General features: G+C 56.2%; 19 protein-coding genes and 1 other RNA gene. 13 read left to right on the plus strand and 7 right to left on the minus strand.

The window, feature by feature from the left end:
- Nucleotides 1-113: 113 nt before the first annotated feature.
- The 7 genes from Q1B13_RS08945 to Q1B13_RS08975 all read right to left on the minus strand — a co-directional run bounded on the left by Q1B13_RS08945 (nt 114) and on the right by Q1B13_RS08975 (nt 5075).
- Nucleotides 114-545, minus strand: a complete 432-nt coding sequence (locus Q1B13_RS08945) for an ester cyclase (RefSeq protein WP_299075170.1) — start codon at nt 543-545, stop codon at nt 114-116.
- Between the two features lie 100 nt (nt 546-645).
- Nucleotides 646-1017: a transfer-messenger RNA gene (ssrA, locus tag Q1B13_RS08950) on the minus strand.
- 36 nt (nt 1018-1053) lie between these two features.
- On the minus strand, nt 1054-1416 hold the full coding sequence (locus tag Q1B13_RS08955; RefSeq protein WP_299075173.1) for a DUF4345 family protein: 363 nt from the start codon (nt 1414-1416) through the stop codon (nt 1054-1056).
- An 18-nt stretch (nt 1417-1434) separates the two neighbouring features.
- Nucleotides 1435-2085, minus strand: coding sequence for a TenA family protein (locus Q1B13_RS08960; protein ID WP_299075176.1), 651 nt, complete (start codon nt 2083-2085; stop codon nt 1435-1437).
- Between the two features lie 59 nt (nt 2086-2144).
- Nucleotides 2145-2798, minus strand: a complete 654-nt coding sequence (locus Q1B13_RS08965; protein WP_299075178.1) for a hypothetical protein — start codon at nt 2796-2798, stop codon at nt 2145-2147.
- A 13-nt stretch (nt 2799-2811) separates the two neighbouring features.
- The gene (locus Q1B13_RS08970) at nt 2812-4212 is read right to left on the minus strand and encodes a selenium-binding protein SBP56-related protein (RefSeq protein WP_299075181.1); all 1401 of its coding nucleotides are present in this window, start codon (nt 4210-4212) and stop codon (nt 2812-2814) included.
- A 131-nt stretch (nt 4213-4343) separates the two neighbouring features.
- Entirely contained in the window at nt 4344-5075 is a 732-nt protein-coding gene (locus Q1B13_RS08975; RefSeq protein ID WP_298935626.1) for a FadR/GntR family transcriptional regulator, read from the minus strand.
- A gap of 98 nt (nt 5076-5173) precedes the next feature.
- Between Q1B13_RS08975 and Q1B13_RS08980 the strand changes: the two genes are divergently transcribed.
- The 13 genes from Q1B13_RS08980 (at nt 5174) to Q1B13_RS09040 (ending at nt 17462) form a co-directional block, all read left to right on the plus strand.
- On the plus strand, nt 5174-5953 hold the full coding sequence (locus Q1B13_RS08980) for a DUF2182 domain-containing protein (RefSeq protein WP_299076625.1): 780 nt from the start codon (nt 5174-5176) through the stop codon (nt 5951-5953).
- A gap of 4 nt (nt 5954-5957) precedes the next feature.
- Nucleotides 5958-6662 carry a DUF1326 domain-containing protein gene (locus tag Q1B13_RS08985; protein WP_299075184.1) on the plus strand — a complete coding sequence of 235 codons (705 nt, stop codon included), beginning with the start codon at nt 5958-5960 and terminating at the stop codon, nt 6660-6662.
- A complete protein-coding gene (locus tag Q1B13_RS08990; protein WP_299075187.1) occupies nt 6662-7168 on the plus strand; it encodes a DinB family protein in 507 nt (168 codons plus the stop codon). The genes Q1B13_RS08985 and Q1B13_RS08990 overlap by 1 nt, the downstream gene beginning before the upstream one ends.
- Nucleotides 7169-8272, plus strand: a complete 1104-nt coding sequence (locus Q1B13_RS08995; RefSeq protein ID WP_299075190.1) for a dimethylsulfoniopropionate demethylase — start codon at nt 7169-7171, stop codon at nt 8270-8272.
- Nucleotides 8273-8374: 102 nt separating this feature from the next.
- Nucleotides 8375-9370 carry an acryloyl-CoA reductase gene (acuI, locus tag Q1B13_RS09000; RefSeq protein ID WP_299075193.1) on the plus strand — a complete coding sequence of 332 codons (996 nt, stop codon included), beginning with the start codon at nt 8375-8377 and terminating at the stop codon, nt 9368-9370.
- Nucleotides 9371-9554: 184 nt separating this feature from the next.
- Nucleotides 9555-10118: a ribosome recycling factor gene (gene frr / locus Q1B13_RS09005; RefSeq protein ID WP_120635394.1), complete on the plus strand. Its 564-nt coding sequence runs from the start codon at nt 9555-9557 to the stop codon at nt 10116-10118.
- A gap of 9 nt (nt 10119-10127) precedes the next feature.
- Nucleotides 10128-10859 (plus strand): polyprenyl diphosphate synthase, encoded by a 732-nt coding sequence (gene uppS, locus Q1B13_RS09010; RefSeq protein ID WP_298935613.1) that lies wholly within the window; start codon nt 10128-10130, stop codon nt 10857-10859.
- Complete coding sequence (locus tag Q1B13_RS09015; protein WP_299075196.1) at nt 10856-11638, plus strand: phosphatidate cytidylyltransferase; 783 nt, start codon at nt 10856-10858, stop codon at nt 11636-11638. The genes uppS and Q1B13_RS09015 overlap by 4 nt, the downstream gene beginning before the upstream one ends.
- Nucleotides 11638-12810, plus strand: coding sequence for a 1-deoxy-D-xylulose-5-phosphate reductoisomerase (dxr, locus tag Q1B13_RS09020; RefSeq protein ID WP_299075199.1), 1173 nt, complete (start codon nt 11638-11640; stop codon nt 12808-12810). The genes Q1B13_RS09015 and dxr overlap by 1 nt, the downstream gene beginning before the upstream one ends.
- 4 nt (nt 12811-12814) lie before the next feature.
- Nucleotides 12815-14167, plus strand: a complete 1353-nt coding sequence (gene rseP / locus Q1B13_RS09025) for an RIP metalloprotease RseP (RefSeq protein WP_299075202.1) — start codon at nt 12815-12817, stop codon at nt 14165-14167.
- Nucleotides 14168-14247: 80 nt separating this feature from the next.
- A complete protein-coding gene (locus tag Q1B13_RS09030; RefSeq protein WP_298935605.1) occupies nt 14248-14376 on the plus strand; it encodes a hypothetical protein in 129 nt (42 codons plus the stop codon).
- 128 nt (nt 14377-14504) lie between these two features.
- Nucleotides 14505-16865 (plus strand): outer membrane protein assembly factor BamA, encoded by a 2361-nt coding sequence (gene bamA / locus Q1B13_RS09035; protein WP_299075205.1) that lies wholly within the window; start codon nt 14505-14507, stop codon nt 16863-16865.
- Nucleotides 16866-16871: 6 nt separating this feature from the next.
- Nucleotides 16872-17462, plus strand: a complete 591-nt coding sequence (locus tag Q1B13_RS09040) for an OmpH family outer membrane protein (RefSeq protein ID WP_299799776.1) — start codon at nt 16872-16874, stop codon at nt 17460-17462.
- The last annotated feature ends 22 nt before the right edge of the window (nt 17463-17484 follow it).

The following is a 17484-nucleotide window of genomic DNA, read 5'->3' on the forward strand; positions in this document are numbered from 1 at the left end:
CTGTCGGATACATGCGAAACTTGGGCTGTCGCCTCACGGGGCGTTCGCAATCTTACCCCATGGCACTTGCTACCGCGCAAGCGCCTTGGGGGTCAAGATTGGTTTGCGTCTGATCAAGCCCACTCGAGCCTTTGCCCAGTCATGCAAACTGGCAGTGTATCCTGTGGAAACTGACCAAGTTGTTCAAACAATGACACAAAATCAAATTGGTTATAAGCCTCGACCATCTTGTTGTCTTTGAACCGCGCCATGACCTGACCTGTCACTTCAAGCGGCGCGCCATTGTCTGCACGAAAGGTTTTGACATACAGAATGGCCGATACCCAATCGTCATTCTCGATGATCTTGGGCAAATCAACCTTGATTTCGCCCAGCACGTGTCGGAATGCCATGACTAGATCGCGGAAGTCATCCGCACCAACCTGCATTTCTGGGATCAACCCCTCGGCCATTGTTTCGGGCGCGAAGAACTGATCGATTGCGTCAGTATTCCCGTTTTCCCAAACCTCGGAATACCATGTTTTGAGTATGTCTGAATTTGCCATCCCGGCTCTCCTGTCTGTCCGGTCAGACGTTGGCAAAAAGGGATGAACAAACCCTGAATATGTACAGGGAACGCTAAAAACGCAGACAAAATTGCAAGAAAATGCAGGTTTCTGTTGCCAGGTACCTGCGAACCCCGCCTTACACAGCTAGGCGCAAGGGCTTAAGTTTCGGTCTTGCTACTGCTTACGCAGCAACTGCAACCGGAGCACGATTGTCATTTGCAATTGTACTGTTTTCGCCGGTAACGGTGGCAGACAGCCGAGACAAAGCTAACCCCTTTAGACGTTCGTCGATCCTATTTCGGCCCCCCGATTCTGACGAAATCCCCAAATGAAGGATATCTCCAGAAGATATATGGTGGAGCCGCCGGGTACCGCCCCCGGGTCCGATCCGCTTATTACGAGCGCGTTTATGTCCATAGTCCCGAAGGACAAGACTTATATAGGTGAGGTTCCGACCGGATGCAAACTCAGATTACATCCGCTCGATCTTAGCAGTTACAATATGTTACGGTGTTTTATTGATGTTCGCTGCAATCAGCCAAACAGCCAGAACCAGTTCGATTCCACCAAATGTTACGGCCTTGGCCAAGGGGGGATGGTCGACAAACACAGACACGAACCGCCCCAACGCCGCCCCGGCATAGACCACACCAAGCATGGCATAGGCCATCGGAGCGTTCAGCCACAGGACAGCTATGCCCGTGACGACAAACAACCCACCGACCGAGGCGCGCATCTCGCTTAGACCCATTGTACTATTGGTGGGTGCTAGATCTAGCGACGCCGCCGTCCAGGCGGGCGCCAGAAATCCAAACAATCCAAAACCGATGGTCAGTACGGCGGCGATGACATTCAGTGTTGTGACCATAAACGGACCTTTCCCGTATCAGGCCGCGTATGCGGCGTCGAAGAATTCACGCTCAAGCTCGATCGCGCGGTGGAACAGCTGTGTGACCTCGGCCTGAGCGCTGGTATTCAGCGTGGGCCAGACCTTGTCGAGCTGACTTCGAAGGTGGTCCACAACGCTCTCGAACCCGTCGCCCGCATGTAGCGTGATCCATTCGGCGAACCAGAACGGAAGTTCATCTTTCGGAGGGTTTTCCGGGCTGGCCCAGGTCAGATACACCCATTCGGCCACCACAAGGACAGCCAGCATGTTCTCATATCGACCTGATGTTGCGGCCTCGGCCATCAGGTCTTGAAATGCGCGGGTGGCCGGGGCGGCATCATTGCTGGGTTCGGTGCCCAAGGCCTCCATCGCGCGCAGGAAATAGGTATTTTCGGGGCCGGTGATGACCGCCAGAAATTGCGCTGTAGGGACACTGTCGGCCAAACTCGGGGCATGGGCGATGGCGCTGGCCAGCAGGCGCACAAAGCCGTCCACGAATTGATAATCCTGCTCCAGATACCAGCGCATCTTATGTTCGGGCAGGGTGCCGTCGGCCAATTCACGCGTGAAGGCGTGCGTGGTTGCGGCCTGCCAATCGGCGGATTTGCCTTGACGCAGCATATCTGTCGGGCGCGTGCTGTCTTGCATATGGAAGCTCCAAGAAATGTCCGCGGCAGACAAAGCGTGTTTGAGTTCCAAGTGCAAGGTCACCCGAGCGTAGACCAGAGCCCCAACACACCAACCAAAATTAGGCTGAACGCCCAGATCAGTTCGAGATTGAACCAGGTGCGCGACAGAAACTGCAGGCCCAACCAGCGATAAACGGCATAGGCGAGAAGACCCCCGCCCAAGATCATCGCAGCTGTATGGATGGCTGCAACCGCCAGTACCAGAAGGCCATTTGTGGCCATAATCTCGGATACGGCGCGATGGCCCGCGTCCAACTCATCAAGCCCGCACAGTCCGAGGTAGATCGGCACCAGCATCAGGGCGGCCCCGTGCGCCAATGCCACCAGAAAGGACCACAAAGCCAGCTTGCTGGGTGGAATACGCGATAACATCCGCGGATGGCGGCGCGTGATGGCGATGTAGAGACCCATGGCAATGACAATTAGCGCGGCGCCGATGCGGATTTCTTTTTGGTAATCCACCAATACCGCCATCAGCGCGAAGGGTAAAAGCACTCCCAGCATGGCCACGAAATGCCCGCCCGCCAAAGCTGCCAGCGCGCGCCACAGTGCCGATTGCCGTTGCTCCATCAATGCGGAAGATACCGCCAGCGGCCATCCCATACCGGGGTTCAACCCGTGATAAGCACCGCTGAGTACAACGGCCAGCCAAAGGCCAGCCGTTGATGTCATCAACCACTCCAAATCAGACGGAGGGGTAGCAGAAGCTGTCCGTTGAACAGTCGCCACCTTCCAGACGGATCTGATGGGCGCGATACCCGGCAGGGAAATCGACCCAGAATTTCGGATCCAGTGTAAGGCCTCCGTTCTCACCGACATCCGCCTTGACCATGGCGGCGCCGCGTTCACCGGGATAGAATTGATCATCCCAGGTGGAATACAGCGAATTGGTCCAGTAGACACGTTTGCCGTCACGGCTGATTTCGACCATTTGGGGACCATAGCCAAAGTCCTGCCCGTTCGGGTGTTTGGTCTTTTTGACAATCCCGCCGACCTCGACCTTACCGGCCAATTTCGGGTTCATCGGGTCCGAAACATCGTATTGATGCATCTCACCCGTGCCCCAGCAGGCAACGTACAGATATTTGTCATCCAGGCTGAGGTCGATATCCGTGACCAGCGGAGGCACCGCCGAGAACCCTTTAAGCAACTCGGGCAGGTCGTCCGGGTCTGCCGGCTGCGGGTCGATCGTGATGGTTTTCTTGGCCTCGAACGTGCCATCGTCGTTGCGCCACCATGTAAAAATCGCGCCTTGCAGGTTGGTCGTGTCCACAACCACGCCACAGAACCCATATTGCTTGACCGGATCATGCGCAGGGCGAATTTCCAGCGCCATCTGGTGGTTTTCCCCCAAATCAATGGTCTGGATGTTTGTCCGGTTGCGCAGGTTCCAGAAATGGATGCTGTGTCCGTATTTGTTCGACAGCAAATCCTCGGCCACGATCCCGTTTTCGAATTGCGGGGGCAGACCCCATTCGGAACTGACCATGTAATCGCGCGGCAGATTCCACCAGAAATCATAGTGTTTGTCCTGCACGCCGCGTTCGATTTCATAGCGTCCGATGATATCGAAGGTCTCGCAGTCCATGATGAAAATGCCCGGAGGGCCGTCTGTACCGTCTTCACCCGCACCGCCCAAGGTGCTGACATAGATGCCTTCGGGGCCGCAATGGATCGTATGGGGGCGGGAATACCCTGTCTTTGCAAAGACTTCTTCGGGTTCGATAATCTTGTGAATCTTCGCTTCCAGCGGGTTCTTCACATCGATGATGTAGATCCGGCTGGATCGAATGCCGGGAATGATCAAATACCGACGCTCGAGGAAGGCATGGCCACTAAGCGGCGACAGGGAAGACGAACAGGCATTCCATCCGAAATGGTGAAACTCATCGCCCTTTTCCGGCATAATCACCTGATGCACGATTTTGCCAAAGTCGTCCGATGTCGGATCGACATTCACAACCGCCAGCCCATCAGGTTGCGAAAAATCAGGACTGAGCATCAGCGTGAAAGCAAGCGTCTCAGTCGGGCCCTCCATTGCCAGTTTGGCTGATGGATAAAAGGTAGGGTCCGGTCTTTGGTTCATAACGTCCTCCCGTAAGCAATTGATATTCAATTTTATTGAGAGTTCCGGTCTTGATGCCGGATGACATCCTTCTAACTGCTCGTGTGTCCTTGTGCCTGTTTCTCTGCCTCGAATTCGGGCCTGATGTGGGATCAGGCGGGTTTGCGTCGCCGTTCGGCCACATCATGGGCTAGCAGACGTGTGTAGGATTCAAGATCGACCAAAGTATTGTCTACAGTCTCGGCGTCCCGCGCCTCAAGCGCGTCAGCGATTTTCTCATGGAACAGAATGATTTCTTCGCGGGAACGCGCAGTGAAGGTGATCATGTTCATCAAGGGCTGCATCGCTTCGACTGCGCCGGCCAGTTGGTAGGACAAAACCGGGTTGCCTGCGCCATCGACTAACGCGCGATGAAAGGCCACATCTGATGCGCAGAAAGCCTCATCCGTCAGCCCGGGTTGAGATTGGCGAAAAATCTCGGCGCGCATAGTGGCCAGTTGATCCGCCGTGCGCCGTTCCGCCGACATCGGCGCGCAGGCCCGCTCCAGCGCATACCGCGCCTCGCAAGCTGTGTCGAAGGTCACCGCATTCATCGACAACAACAGCGTCGAGGTTGTGATTTGCTGCGAATACGCGTCCTGAAAGCTGAGGCGATTGACAAACGCACCCCCGGAAGCGCCGCGTTGCGTCCGTATCAATGATTGCGCTGCCAGCCGCTTCAAGGCTTCGCGTACAGTAGGGCGCGAAACCTGAAACTGATCCGACAATTCGGTCTCAGACGGCAACCGCTCATCAACGATCAACTCTCCGGACACAATGGCATCACGGATGGCCTGTGCAATCTGGGCGGACAGGTCAGCAGGTTTTTGAGGGTCGATTTTCATGTTTCGGCAACCGTGGATCAATTTTTATTTGTCTGACATTTAAAAGTCTGACATTTGAAAAGCAAGAGATGAGTCGGGAGGGACACGTGAGTCGCGCAATGCTTCGCAGCGGTTTATGGCTGGGCTTTTACGCCATGATCCTTTGGTCATGGTGGATCATGTTCTCGATGAACCGGGACATGGATCTGGATTGGATCGGGCGCCCGGGCCCGATGGGCGAGGCGATGCGTGCCATGGACCCACGCATGGACATGTACATGCCCATGGCCGAGTTTGGCCCGTTGTTCTGGATGTGGGCGATCATGATGGCAGCGATGATGTTGCCGACGCTGGTACCCACCTTGCGCAGCTATGAAGACCTGATCCGTAGCGCTGACGGGTCGCGCAGCGGGTGGTTGGGCGTATTGACCGGCTATTTCGTGGTGTGGGTTGGATTTGCCGCCCTGATCACAGGTATTCAGCTTGTATTGCTGTTTGGCGGCGTTGTGGACATGCTTGGCATAGCTAAATCCAACTGGATCGCAGGCGGATTGCTGATTGCTGTTGGCGCTTTCCAGTTCACCCGTGCGAAAGAGGTTTGTCATGGCGTGTGCCACGCCCCGATGACCTATTTCCTGGGCCACTGGAAACCCGGTTTTACAGGCGGCCTGCGCATGGGCCTTGGATTGGGCGCGTTCTGTGTCGGCTGTTGCTGGGGCTTTATGGCGCTTGGTTTCGTTGGCGGCGTCATGAGCCTATTGTGGATGGGGCTGGCGACCTTGTTCATGGTTTTGGAAAAACTTCCTCAGATCGGTCATGTCGTGACCCGACCGATGGGGTTTCTACTAATAGCAGGCGGCGCCGCACTGCTGATCTATCCCATTGTATACGGAGGATAAGCCTATGGCCAAAAACAGAAAACCAGAAGCCGACAGGTTGCCTATCAGTCAACGGATCGACAGCCGCATGCCTAACCCCAAGCGGCGCGAGATGAGCCCGACGGAATGGGCCATTAAAGGTGAGTTGATCCTGAACTGTTCCTGCGATGTGTTTTGTCCCTGTGTTGTATCCCTGGGCGCGCATCCCCCGACCGAAGGGCATTGCCACGCCTGGATGGGTGTGATCATCGATGAAGGCCATTTCGAAGGTGAGGATCTGTCGGGTCTGAACGTCGGTCTGTTGGTCGATATTCCCGGGCGCATGGGTGAGGGACAGTGGAAAGTTGCGGCCTATGTGGACGAACGCGCCAGCGGCAAAGCGTACAATGGTCTGCTGCAAATCTTCAGTGGTCAGGCGGGGGGAACCACGGGTCTGTTCACCATGCTGGTCAGCGAGATCATCGGAGCCGAACGTGCCCCGGTTCAGATTGAGCGAGACGGTAACAAGCGTCGGATCGCCATTGGGCGCAAGATTCAGGGCGAGATCGAGATGCTGGCGGGCCAGGACCCGGAGCACCCGGTCGTGGTGTCGAACTCAAAATATTGGATGGGTCCGGACATCATTGTGGCTCGTGGGACCAAGTCGCGGGTGCGCGACTATGGCCGCATCTGGGACTTTGGCGGTAAATCCGCCGAAATTTGCCCCATCGACTGGCATGGACCAAAGTGATGATCACCGGTGCCTATGCCCGTGAAATGGCGCGTTATAATACGTGGCAAAACAATCAGTTGGCAGAGTTCTTTGAAGGTCTGACCCAAGAAGAATTGACGCGCGAACGTGGGGCTTTTTTCGGGTCGATCCTGGGAACGGCAAACCACCTGCTCTGGGGCGACTGGATCTGGATGTCGCGCTTTGACAAGGGCGAAGGCCCAAATTGCGGAATACCGGAAAGCACCGCGATCTGCGCGGATCTGAGCGAATGGCTGCCCCTTCGGAATAGCATGGACGCGCGCATAACAGACTGGGCCAAGAGCCTGGGAGATGGCTCTTTAACGGGTGAGTTCACGTGGTTTTCAGCCGCGAAACAAGACGATGTTACGGTGCCTTACGCCCGAAGCATCATCCATTTCTTCAATCACCAGACCCATCACCGGGGACAAATCCACAAAATGCTGACTGAAACCGGCTCGGCCGCGCCTGTCAGCGATCTTGTCTTTATGCCACAGGAGGTGTGAATGCCGCAAATTTCCTTGTCCCGCCGCTTGCGGCGAACACCATTTTCAGATGGCGTCGAAGCTGCGGGCGTGAAGGCGTATACGGTTTATAACCACATGTTATTGCCCACGGTTTTCGAAAGCGTGCAGGCTGATTATCGGCACCTGAAGGAACATGTTCAGGTTTGGGATGTTTCCTGCGAACGTCAGGTCGAACTGCGAGGGCCCGACGCGGCACGGTTGATGCAGATGCTGACGCCCCGGGATTTGCGCGGCATGCTGCCGGGCCAGTGCTTTTACGTGCCTATTGTCGATGAAACCGGCGGCATGTTGAACGATCCGGTGGCTGTGAAACTGTCCGAAGATCGCTGGTGGGTTTCTATTGCCGACAGCGATTTGTTGCTGTGGGTCAAGGGCTTGGCCAACGGGTATCGTCTGGACGTGCTGGTGGATGAGCCGGACGTTTCACCTCTGGCAATTCAAGGACCAAAGGCCGACGAACTCATGGCACGGATCTTTGGCGACCGGGTGCGGGACATTCGGTTCTTCAAATTTGACATGTTCCAGTTCGAAGGCAGGGATCTGGCGGTTGCACGCTCAGGCTATTCAAAGCAGGGCGGTTTTGAGATCTATGTCGAAGGCAGAGATATCGGCATGCCTTTGTGGAATGCGCTGTTTGCTGCGGGTGGGGACCTGCAAGTGCGCGCCGGATGTCCGAATTTGATCGAGCGGATCGAAGGTGGCTTGTTGTCTTACGGCAACGACATGACCGACGACAACACTCCGCATGAATGTGGGTTAGGCAAGTTCTGCAACACCCATACGGCGATTGGTTGCATCGGACGAGACGCCTTGCTGCGCGTGGCCAAGGAAGGACCAGTTCAGCAAATTCGGCCGATCGCGATTGAAGGGGATGTTGTGCCGCCATGTGATGGCCCCTGGCCGGTATATGCAAGTGGCAAACGGGTGGGGCAGGTGACCTCTTCGGCCTGGTCCCCAGATTTCGAAACAAACGTTTCGATTGGTATGCTGAGGTTGAGCCACTGGGACGCTGGAACAGGTGTGGAGGTCGAGACACCTGACGGCATGCGCCGCGCAACGGTGCAAGAGAGGTTCTGGATTTAATGGGTGTTGGGGCTCTGCCCGCGTTGCTACGCAACTCCCCCGGGATATTTTTGGCCAGATGAAGTGTGAATCCGGTCGCGAAACAACGAAAGGAAGCTTTGGATGTTCAATGCATTGGTGATGGAAAAGGATGAGGAAAGCGGCCTGGCGAGCGCGTCGGTCCAGCAGCTTTCTTTGGATGCGCTGCCACATGGCGACGTGACTGTGGCCGTCGAGTATTCCACTGTGAACTACAAAGACGGTTTGTGCATGTCGCCCAAGGGCGGCGGGTTGGTGCGATCTTATCCGCATGTGCCCGGCATCGATTATGCCGGTACGGTCGAGGCGTCCTCGGATGATCGCTACAAGCCGGGTGACAAGGTTGTTCTGACCGGTTGGCGCGTGGGTGAGGCGCATTGGGGTGGCTATTCCCAGAAAGCCAACGCATTGGCGGACTGGCTGGTGCCCTTGCCCGATGGTCTGGATACGCGTCAGGCTATGGCGGTGGGAACCGCTGGTTTCACCGCGATGCTGGCCGTGATGGCCTTGGAAGATCATGGCATGACACCGGAGCACGGACCCGTGTTGGTGACTGGTGCCGCAGGTGGCGTTGGATCGGTTGCGACGGCCATTCTGGGTCATCTGGGCTATGAGGTTGCGGCCGTGACTGGCCGTCCGGTAACCGGAGATTACCTGAGATCCCTGGGGGCTACGACTATTGTTCCGCGTGATGAGCTGAATGAGACCACCAAACGCCCGCTTGAAAGCGAAAACTGGGCGGGCTGCGTTGATGCGGTTGGTGGCGAAATGCTGGCGCGTGTGTTGGGGCAAATGAAATACGGTGCCTCTGTTGCCGCGGTTGGTCTGGCGGGTGGCGCGGCATTGCCTGCAACCGTGATTCCGTTCCTGTTGCGAGGGGTGAACCTGCTGGGCATCGACAGCGTTATGCAGCCTTATGACAACCGCGTCCGGGCCTGGCAGCGGGTTGCCACGGATTTGCCCATGGACAAGCTGGAAGCAATGGTTCACCCGGCCGCTTTGTCCGATCTTCCCCAACTGGGCGCAGACATTCTGAAAGGTCAGGTCAAGGGCCGTGTGGTTGTTGATGTGAACGCCTGACGGCAAAAGACATTTCCAAGCCGGCTGACCCACAGGTTGGCCGGTTTTCTGATTGAGATGTTGATGAAAAATGGCCGAAACGACTCTGGCCATTGGTACAATTCCTGATCATGATTGCTATACATCCCAATTGTGATGGCTTAAGACCCATCCAAACATCACCTGAAGACGGGGAGTGAGCAGCATGTCTGACGACTTTGAACTGGACACCGATGATTTGAAACGCCGCATGGACGGCGCTATGGCGAACCTCAGAACCGAATTTGCGTCGCTGCGGACAGGTCGGGCGTCGGCCTCGATGCTCGAACCTGTGATGGTGGACGCTTATGGCGCGATGACACCGATCAACCAAGTGGGCACAGTGAACGTTCCTGAACCGCGCATGGTCACGGTAAATGTCTGGGACAAGGGCCTTGTCGGCAAAGTGGAAAAAGCGATCCGCGAAAGCGGGTTAGGGATCAATCCTCAGCTGAATGGCACGATCATCATGCTGCCGATCCCGGAATTGAACGAAGAACGCCGCCGCGAACTGACCAAGGTGGCCGGGCAATATGCAGAAAGCGCGCGTGTCTCCGTCCGCAACGTCCGCCGTGACGGCATGGATCAGATCAAGAAGGCCAAAGCCGACGGCATGTCCGAGGATGATCAGAAGTTCTGGGAAAGCGAAGTTCAAGACCTGACGGACGAGATGATCAAGGCCGTCGATGCTGCGCTTGAGAACAAGCAGTCCGAAATCATGCAGGTCTGAACCGACAAAATGCCTAAAGATCCCCAACCCGAACTGTGTGCCGGCCCGCGCCATGTCGCCATCATCATGGATGGCAACGGCCGTTGGGCACAGGCACGCGGACGGCCAAGGCTGTTTGGTCACCATGCAGGTGCGCGGCGCGTGCGCGAAGTGGTCGAAGCCTGCCCGGGATTGGGCATCAAATATCTGACAGTGTTTGCCTTTTCGACAGAAAACTGGAAACGGACGCAGGTCGAAGTCGCCGGATTGATGAGCCTGTTTCGGCGCTACATCATCAAGGAAACCACTACGCTGGCGGAAAACGGCATTCGCGTGCGTTTCATTGGGGATCGGGTGCGGCTGGATGCCAAGCTGACCGATTTGATGGATACGCTGGAAGAGGAAACAAAAGGTAACGATCTGGTTCATCTGACCGTAGCGCTGAACTATGGCGGCCGGGATGAAGTGGCGCGGGCGACCAAGCGTCTGGCCCTGGACGTGGCCGAAGGCCGGTTGCGGCCCGAGGATGTAGATCAGGAAACGCTGCCAAAATACCTGGATACTCGTGTTCTGCCGGACCCGGACCTGGTGATCCGGACCAGTGGCGAAGCCCGGATTTCCAACTTTCTGCTCTGGCAATCGGCGTATTCGGAATACGAATTCATCGACACGCTCTGGCCCGATTTCTCTGCTGATGAGTTGGAACGCCTGTGCCGCAATTACGGGTCGCGCGAACGGCGGTTTGGAGCGGTTCCGGCATGAGTGACGGCCGATGGTCTGATCTGACCACGCGGGTTCTATCTGCGATCGTTCTGGTTGCGATTGGCTCGGTCGAGGTTTGGCTGGGGGGGATCTGGTTCGAGACCTTCATCGCCGCCGCATGTGGTCTTATGACCTGGGAACTGGTCCGCATGATCGAGCCACAGCGGGCAGGCGTGGCTGTGCAATTGGGCATTCTGACCGGGGTTGCGGTCATTCTAAGCTATCACTTGCCGCCCTTGTACAAAGTGCCGTTTCTGCTGGCTCCGGCGCTGGTTGGGGCAGGGCAGGTCAGCCAGTCCCGCGGATTGTACGCGGTGTTTGCCATCTGGATCGCTGCCGCAGGCTTGGGGTTCATATCCATTCGCGAAAACATGGGCTTTGGCTGGATGATATGGTTGATCACAGTTGTCGTGGCCACGGATGTTGCCGGCTATTTCGTTGGCAAAGCCATTGGTGGCCCTAAATTCTGGCCCAAGGTCAGTCCGAAGAAAACCTGGTCCGGCACTGCCGGAGGGTGGGTTGCGGCGGCAATTGTCGGGATAGTGTTCGCCCAATATGGCGGGTTTGGTGTGGCCTTCGTCCTGATCTCGGTTCTGGCGTCGATGGCCAGCCAGGCGGGTGACATTGTCGAAAGCGCTGCGAAGCGCAAATTCGGGGTCAAGGACAGTTCCAACCTGATCCCAGGTCATGGCGGGTTTCTGGATCGTTTCGACGGTATGATGGGGGCGTCCTTGTTTGTTCTCATTGCCGGATTGATCTACGCACCCGGAGCCATGTGATGCGGAAAGTTTCGATCTTTGGTGCAACCGGCTCGATCGGTCAGAACACGATTGACCTGATTGCGCGAAACCCAGACGCCTATGATGTCGTCGCCCTGACAGGCGGGGCGAATATCGCGCAGCTGGCGACAGATGCCCGCAAGTTGGGCGCTGATCTCGCGGTTACGGCCCATGAAGACCGCTTGCAAGACCTGAAAGATGCGCTGCAAGGCAGCGGGGTCGAGGTTGCAGCAGGTGAGACTGCCATTGCCGAGGCCGCAGCACGGCCGGCCGATTGGGTAATGTCGGCGATTGTGGGTGCGGCTGGCCTGGCACCGGGGCTCCAGGCGTTGAAGCAAGGGGCCGCGCTGGCGCTGGCAAACAAAGAAACGCTTGTTTGTGCTGGTGCGTTGGTCTTGGACACGGCGCGCGCGCATGACGCGCGTATCCTGCCGGTAGACAGCGAGCATTCGGCTGTGTTTCAGGCTTTAGCTGGCGAAGATATGGACGCAGTTGAGCGGGTGATTATCACCGCCAGTGGTGGTGCCTTTCGGGATTGGCCGCTGCCGGAACTGGCCAAAGCCACTGTCGCGCAGGCGTCCAACCACCCAAATTGGAATATGGGTCAGCGCATCACGATCGACAGTGCATCTATGTTCAACAAGGCCTTGGAGGTCATAGAGACCCGAGAGTTCTTTGGCATTGCCCCGGATCAGATCGAAGTTCTGGTGCATCCGGAATCCATTGTACACGCGATGGTGGGGTTTCACGATGGGGCGGTGATGGCCCATTTGGGCGCGCCGGATATGCGCCATGCCATCGGATATGCATTGCATTGGCCGGAACGACAGGCTCTGCCGGTGCAACGGCTGGATCTGGCAAAGCTGGGGCAGTTGCGCTTTAGCGATCCGGATCTGGCGCGGTATCCGGCGCTGAAATTGGCGCGCGACGTCATGGCGCGCGGCGGGTTGTCTGGCGCCGTGTTCAACGCCGCCAAAGAACGCGCCCTGGACCTTTTCATCGCACACCGGATCGGATTCCTGAATATGGCCGAGGTCGTGGACGCGGTTCTAGAGCGGTTCGAGGCAACGGATGGCCTTATTGATGCCCCTATGACACTTGATAACGTGTGGAAAACAGACCATCTGGCACGTCAATGGGTTGATGATGCCGTGATCAAACGAGCAGGATAAAATTTTGGACGTACTTTCTCTGATCCCACAGTTTGGCAACTTGCTTTGGACCATTGTGGCCTTCGTGATCGCTTTGTCGGTGATTGTCGCTGTTCATGAATACGGCCACTACATCGTTGGACGGTGGTCTGGCATCCATGCCGAGGTGTTTTCCATTGGGTTTGGTCCCGTCCTATGGAGCCGCATGGATAAGCGCGGCACGCGATGGCAGATCGCTCTGTTACCCTTCGGCGGATATGTCAAATTTCTTGGGGATGCCAATGCCGCTTCGGGCAAAGACGAAGAGGCGATGGAAGAGATCACCGAACAAAGCCCGGAAGAGCTGCGCCGCACGATGCATGGCGCGCCCCTTTGGGCCCGTACGGCGACAGTCGCAGCAGGACCGGTGTTTAACTTCGTCATGTCGATCCTTGTGTTTGGGATGATTTTCTGGTCGCAGGGCGTGTCGCGTGAACCGCTGACCGTCGGCAGTCTTCAGCCCTTGCCAGGAACAGAGCAAGGGTTACAGGAAGGCGATGAAATCGTTGCGATCGCTGGCATTCCGACACCGGATTTTGACGAAGAGGGCGCCTGGGGCGATTTCACGGACTCGCTGCCAGTGGAGCCCATTCTGGACTACACCGTTATCCGCGACGGCCAGACGATTGACGTTGCCGCTCCCTGGTTGTTCCCACCCTTGATCCGTCAAGTGACCCCCCGCAGCGCGGCCATGGATATCCAGCTGGCGCAAGGGGATGTGATTACCTCTGTAAACGGAGAGCCAATCTTTGCTTTTGAGCAGCTCAAAGAATTTGTCGAAGGCTCGGACGGACGGGTTTTGTTGCTGAACGTTTGGCGAGACGGGGCTGATCTAGAGTTTGCGCTTGCACCGCGCCGGACGGATGAGCCGCAGCCAGATGGTGGGTTCATAACGCATTGGCGCATCGGGATTGTAGGCGGCATGATGCTGGAGGCTGCGACCGAGCCTGCGGGAGTGTTGGAGTCGCTGTCGGGCGGCGTACAACAGACGATAAGGATCATCGAAGGGTCGCTATCGGGGATATGGCATATGGTGACAGGGGCGATCAGCACCTGCAACATATCCGGCCCGATTGGTATCGCCGAAACATCGGGTGCAATGGCCAGTCAGGGCGCACAGAACTTCATCTTCTTCATTGCCGTGTTGTCGACGGCCGTCGGTCTGTTGAATCTGTTTCCGATCCCCGCCTTGGATGGCGGACATCTGGTGTTTTACGCGTACGAGGCCGTTGCCGGTAAACCACCCAGCGACAAGGCGCTGCGGGTGCTTATGGGTGTCGGCATCACGCTGATTCTTAGCCTGATGTTGTTTTCTTTGACCAACGACTTGTTTTGCTGATTGAGGCGCGTGCGGCACATAAATGCCGCACTATTGCCGCATTCCTCGGCTATCGAAACGCCGCTGGTTGAGGGCCTACTATGACAAATACGATGCACAAATCCTATCAGAGCCTGAGTTTCCTGTTCATGCTGAACTGGGACATGCTTTTGAGCTTCGCCGTCACTGCATTGGCTTTGGTTTGTGGCGCATACCTGGCTGGGATGTGATTCTTCACTCTCGTATCGATAGAACGCCGAACTGACCAATAACTCGGTGCGCATTTTGGCCTTTTGACAAGACCAACTATTCCCGCTACTCAGCATTAAATTCTTGAATTGCTGGGTAGAGAACAAAAATGACCAAAGGGCGTGGCGCGGGAACATCCTGCGGGGGGCAAAAGCCAACAAACAAGATTTTGTGGCGAACGCTAACGTTTTTTTTCCTGTTTGCAGCAGCAAGTTTACTGGCTTTGCCGCAAGATGCGCGGGCGCAGAACTTCACCATCAATTCTTTTGATGTTGACGGCAACCGCCGCATCGAAACCGGAACAATCATAGCGCGAACGGGTATTGAGCCCGGACAGACTGTGACAGCCGGACAGCTGAACGACGCCTATCAGCGTTTGCTTGACAGTGGTGTTTTTGAAACAGTCGAACTGACACCACGCGGCAGCACGCTGGTGATCGAAGTTCAGGAATACCCGACGATCAACCAGATCAGCATCGAGGGGAACCGCCGCGTAAAAGATGACGTTTTGATTGAAGTCATCTCGTCCCAGCCCCGTCGCGTATTTACACCCCAGGTTGCCGAAGCGGATGCCGATTTGATTGCCGAGGTCTATTCGGCGCAGGGCCGCGTATCGGCAACCGTTATCCCGCGCATCATCCGACGCAGCGACAATCGCGTGGATCTGGTTTTCGAAGTCGCCGAAGGCACAACCATCGAGGTTGAGCGCGTTAGTTTTGTGGGCAACCGCGCTTATTCTGATCGCCGCCTGCGCCGCGTTCTTGAAACCAAGCAGGCAACTTTCCTGCGGACTTTCTTCCGGAGTGACACATTTATTGGCGACCGGATTGAATTTGATAAACAGGTCCTTCGCGATTTCTACCTGTCACGCGGATATATCGATTTTCGTGTGAACAGTGCCAACGTTGAATTCACCCGCGAGCGGGACGCATTTTTCCTGGTCATGAACATCACCGAAGGCCAGAAGTTCTCGTTCGGGCAGATCAGCACTGTCAGCGAAATTCCGGGTGTTGACGCAGCGGACTATCAAAACGCGCTGAAGATCAAGCCGGGCGTCACTTACTCGCCGACGCTGATCGAGAACTCGATCGCCCGTCAGGAGCGTTTGGGTGTCAAACAAGGTGTCGATTTTCTGCGTGTCGAGCCGCGCGTAACACGCAATCCTCGCGATCTGACGCTGGATGTTCAGTTTGTTCTAACCAAAGGACCGCGCGTCTTTGTCGAGCGGATCGATATTGAGGGCAACACGACCACGCTTGACCGTGTGATCCGCCGTCAATTCGACACCGTCGAAGGTGACCCGTTCAATCCGCGCGAAATTCGTCAGGCCGCAGAACGCATCAATGCACTGGGCTTCTTTTCCACCGCCAACGTCGAACCGCGTGAGGGGTCAACGCCCAGCCAGGTCATCCTGGATGTGGATGTCGAAGAACAACCAACCGGGTCACTGAGCCTTGGCGGTAGCTTCTCAGCCTCGGATGGTTTCGGTTTGGCCATTGGTCTGAACGAAGCCAACTTCCTTGGACGTGGTCAAAACCTTGGCGTTTCACTTTCGACAGCCCAAGACTCCGAGCAATATACCATCGACTTCACCGAACCTTACCTATTGGGCCGCAAACTGCGCTTTGATCTTGGGTTGGGTCTGGCCACGACGAACTCGAGCTTTGCCAGCTATGACACCAAACGGATATTCTTTAATCCGCAGCTTAGCTACGCGATTGGCGAATTGTCAGCGGTCCGTTTGCGGTATGGCTGGGAAAACAGCGAGATGAGCCAGCAGGACGACGAAATCAACGGCGCGGTTATTTCTTCGGAAATTGATCAGGGGAAGCGGACCTCTAGCTCGTTGGGTCTGTCCTATGTGTATGACAGCCGCATCGGAGGCCTGAATCCAAACGCAGGCGTTTTGTTCGAGGTTGGAGTTGATGCTGCTGGACTTGGCGGCGACAATAAATTCGTCAAAACCACTGCGCGCGGTATCGCTCAGACAAAAGTGCTAAGCGAAGAAGTGACCCTGCGGGCGTCATTGGAGCTTGGCGCCCTTCATTGGAGCGGCAACGACTTCAGCCGCACCATTGACCGTTTCGTTCTGGGACCGAATACGTTCCGAGGGTTTGAGCCTGCGGGTCTGGGTCCGCGTGATTTGTCCAATGGGCAGGACGATGCCATCGGCGGCAACTACTACTGGGTTGCGCGTTTTGAGACGGATTTCCCTCTGGGTCTGCCCGAGGAACTGGGATTGCGGGGCGGTCTGTTCTACGATGTGGGCAACCTGTACAACATCGACAATGTGAACACTGCAGGGGCCGATATTGTTGGTGCAGACGGGGCTATTCGTCACGTCATTGGCATTTCGGTCTTGTGGGATACACCGTTCGGCCCGCTGCGCTTCAACTTTTCGAAGGCACTAAAGAAAGAAGACTTCGACAAGGAACAGAATTTTGACCTGACCATTCAGGCCAGGTTCTGATTTGCTATGTTGAGTGTCTTTTGGACGCAAAGACAGGGCCCGCTTCGGGCCCTGTGTGTTTTCTTGACCTTTCTTCTGGCTCCACCAACCTTTGCTCAGCAGCTTGAACTGGGGGTACCCCAGCCGGTCGTGTTGACGATTTCCAGCGACAGGTTGTTTTCTGATTCTGCATATGGGCAACGGGTCATGGATGAGATCGAACAAGAAAGCGCGTTGCTGGCTGAAGAAAACGAACGGATCGTCGCTGAGTTGAGCAAAGAAGAAAAAGACCTGACGGAAAAGCGCGCAAGTCTCGAAGCAGATGAATTCCGCCCATTGGCCGAAGCCTTTGACAGGAAGGTCCAGTCCCACCGCGAAGGGCAGAGGGCCAAACTAGATACGTTGGCCAGGCGTAGCGAAGAGAACCGGCAGAGCTTTTTTCAACTGGCACGCCCGGTTCTGATTGACCTGTTACGTGAAACCGGTGCCTCGATGATCCTTGAGCGTTCGAATGTCTTTCTGAGTTCGGATACATCTGACATTACCGATGCCGCAATTGCCCGCATTGACGCAACAATCGGCGATGGCACCGGGCTGCAGGACGGCACCGGCGAATAGGTTTGCTTGCCCTCTGGTTCTG

The organism is uncultured Ruegeria sp., assembly GCF_947489545.1.
GTDB lineage: Bacteria > Pseudomonadota > Alphaproteobacteria > Rhodobacterales > Rhodobacteraceae > Ruegeria.

Excerpts from the sequence above, each read along its gene's own strand:
- Q1B13_RS08945 (WP_299075170.1), bottom strand. The coding sequence starts at position 545 with ATGGCAAATTCAGACATACTCAAAACATGGTATTCCGAGGTTTGGGAA.
- Q1B13_RS08955 (WP_299075173.1), bottom strand. The coding sequence starts at position 1,416 with ATGGTCACAACACTGAATGTCATCGCCGCCGTACTGACCATCGGTTTT.
- Q1B13_RS08960 (WP_299075176.1), bottom strand. The coding sequence starts at position 2,085 with ATGCAAGACAGCACGCGCCCGACAGATATGCTGCGTCAAGGCAAATCC.
- Q1B13_RS08965 (WP_299075178.1), bottom strand. The coding sequence starts at position 2,798 with ATGACATCAACGGCTGGCCTTTGGCTGGCCGTTGTACTCAGCGGTGCT.
- Q1B13_RS08970 (WP_299075181.1), bottom strand. The coding sequence starts at position 4,212 with ATGAACCAAAGACCGGACCCTACCTTTTATCCATCAGCCAAACTGGCA.
- Q1B13_RS08975 (WP_298935626.1), bottom strand. The coding sequence starts at position 5,075 with ATGAAAATCGACCCTCAAAAACCTGCTGACCTGTCCGCCCAGATTGCA.
- Q1B13_RS08980 (WP_299076625.1), top strand. The coding sequence starts at position 5,174 with ATGCTTCGCAGCGGTTTATGGCTGGGCTTTTACGCCATGATCCTTTGG.
- Q1B13_RS08985 (WP_299075184.1), top strand. The coding sequence starts at position 5,958 with ATGGCCAAAAACAGAAAACCAGAAGCCGACAGGTTGCCTATCAGTCAA.
- Q1B13_RS08990 (WP_299075187.1), top strand. The coding sequence starts at position 6,662 with ATGATCACCGGTGCCTATGCCCGTGAAATGGCGCGTTATAATACGTGG.
- Q1B13_RS08995 (WP_299075190.1), top strand. The coding sequence starts at position 7,169 with ATGCCGCAAATTTCCTTGTCCCGCCGCTTGCGGCGAACACCATTTTCA.
- acuI (WP_299075193.1), top strand. The coding sequence starts at position 8,375 with ATGTTCAATGCATTGGTGATGGAAAAGGATGAGGAAAGCGGCCTGGCG.
- frr (WP_120635394.1), top strand. The coding sequence starts at position 9,555 with ATGTCTGACGACTTTGAACTGGACACCGATGATTTGAAACGCCGCATG.
- uppS (WP_298935613.1), top strand. The coding sequence starts at position 10,128 with ATGCCTAAAGATCCCCAACCCGAACTGTGTGCCGGCCCGCGCCATGTC.
- Q1B13_RS09015 (WP_299075196.1), top strand. The coding sequence starts at position 10,856 with ATGAGTGACGGCCGATGGTCTGATCTGACCACGCGGGTTCTATCTGCG.
- dxr (WP_299075199.1), top strand. The coding sequence starts at position 11,638 with ATGCGGAAAGTTTCGATCTTTGGTGCAACCGGCTCGATCGGTCAGAAC.
- Q1B13_RS09030 (WP_298935605.1), top strand. The coding sequence starts at position 14,248 with ATGACAAATACGATGCACAAATCCTATCAGAGCCTGAGTTTCCTGTTC.
- bamA (WP_299075205.1), top strand. The coding sequence starts at position 14,505 with ATGACCAAAGGGCGTGGCGCGGGAACATCCTGCGGGGGGCAAAAGCCA.
- Q1B13_RS09040 (WP_299799776.1), top strand. The coding sequence starts at position 16,872 with ATGTTGAGTGTCTTTTGGACGCAAAGACAGGGCCCGCTTCGGGCCCTG.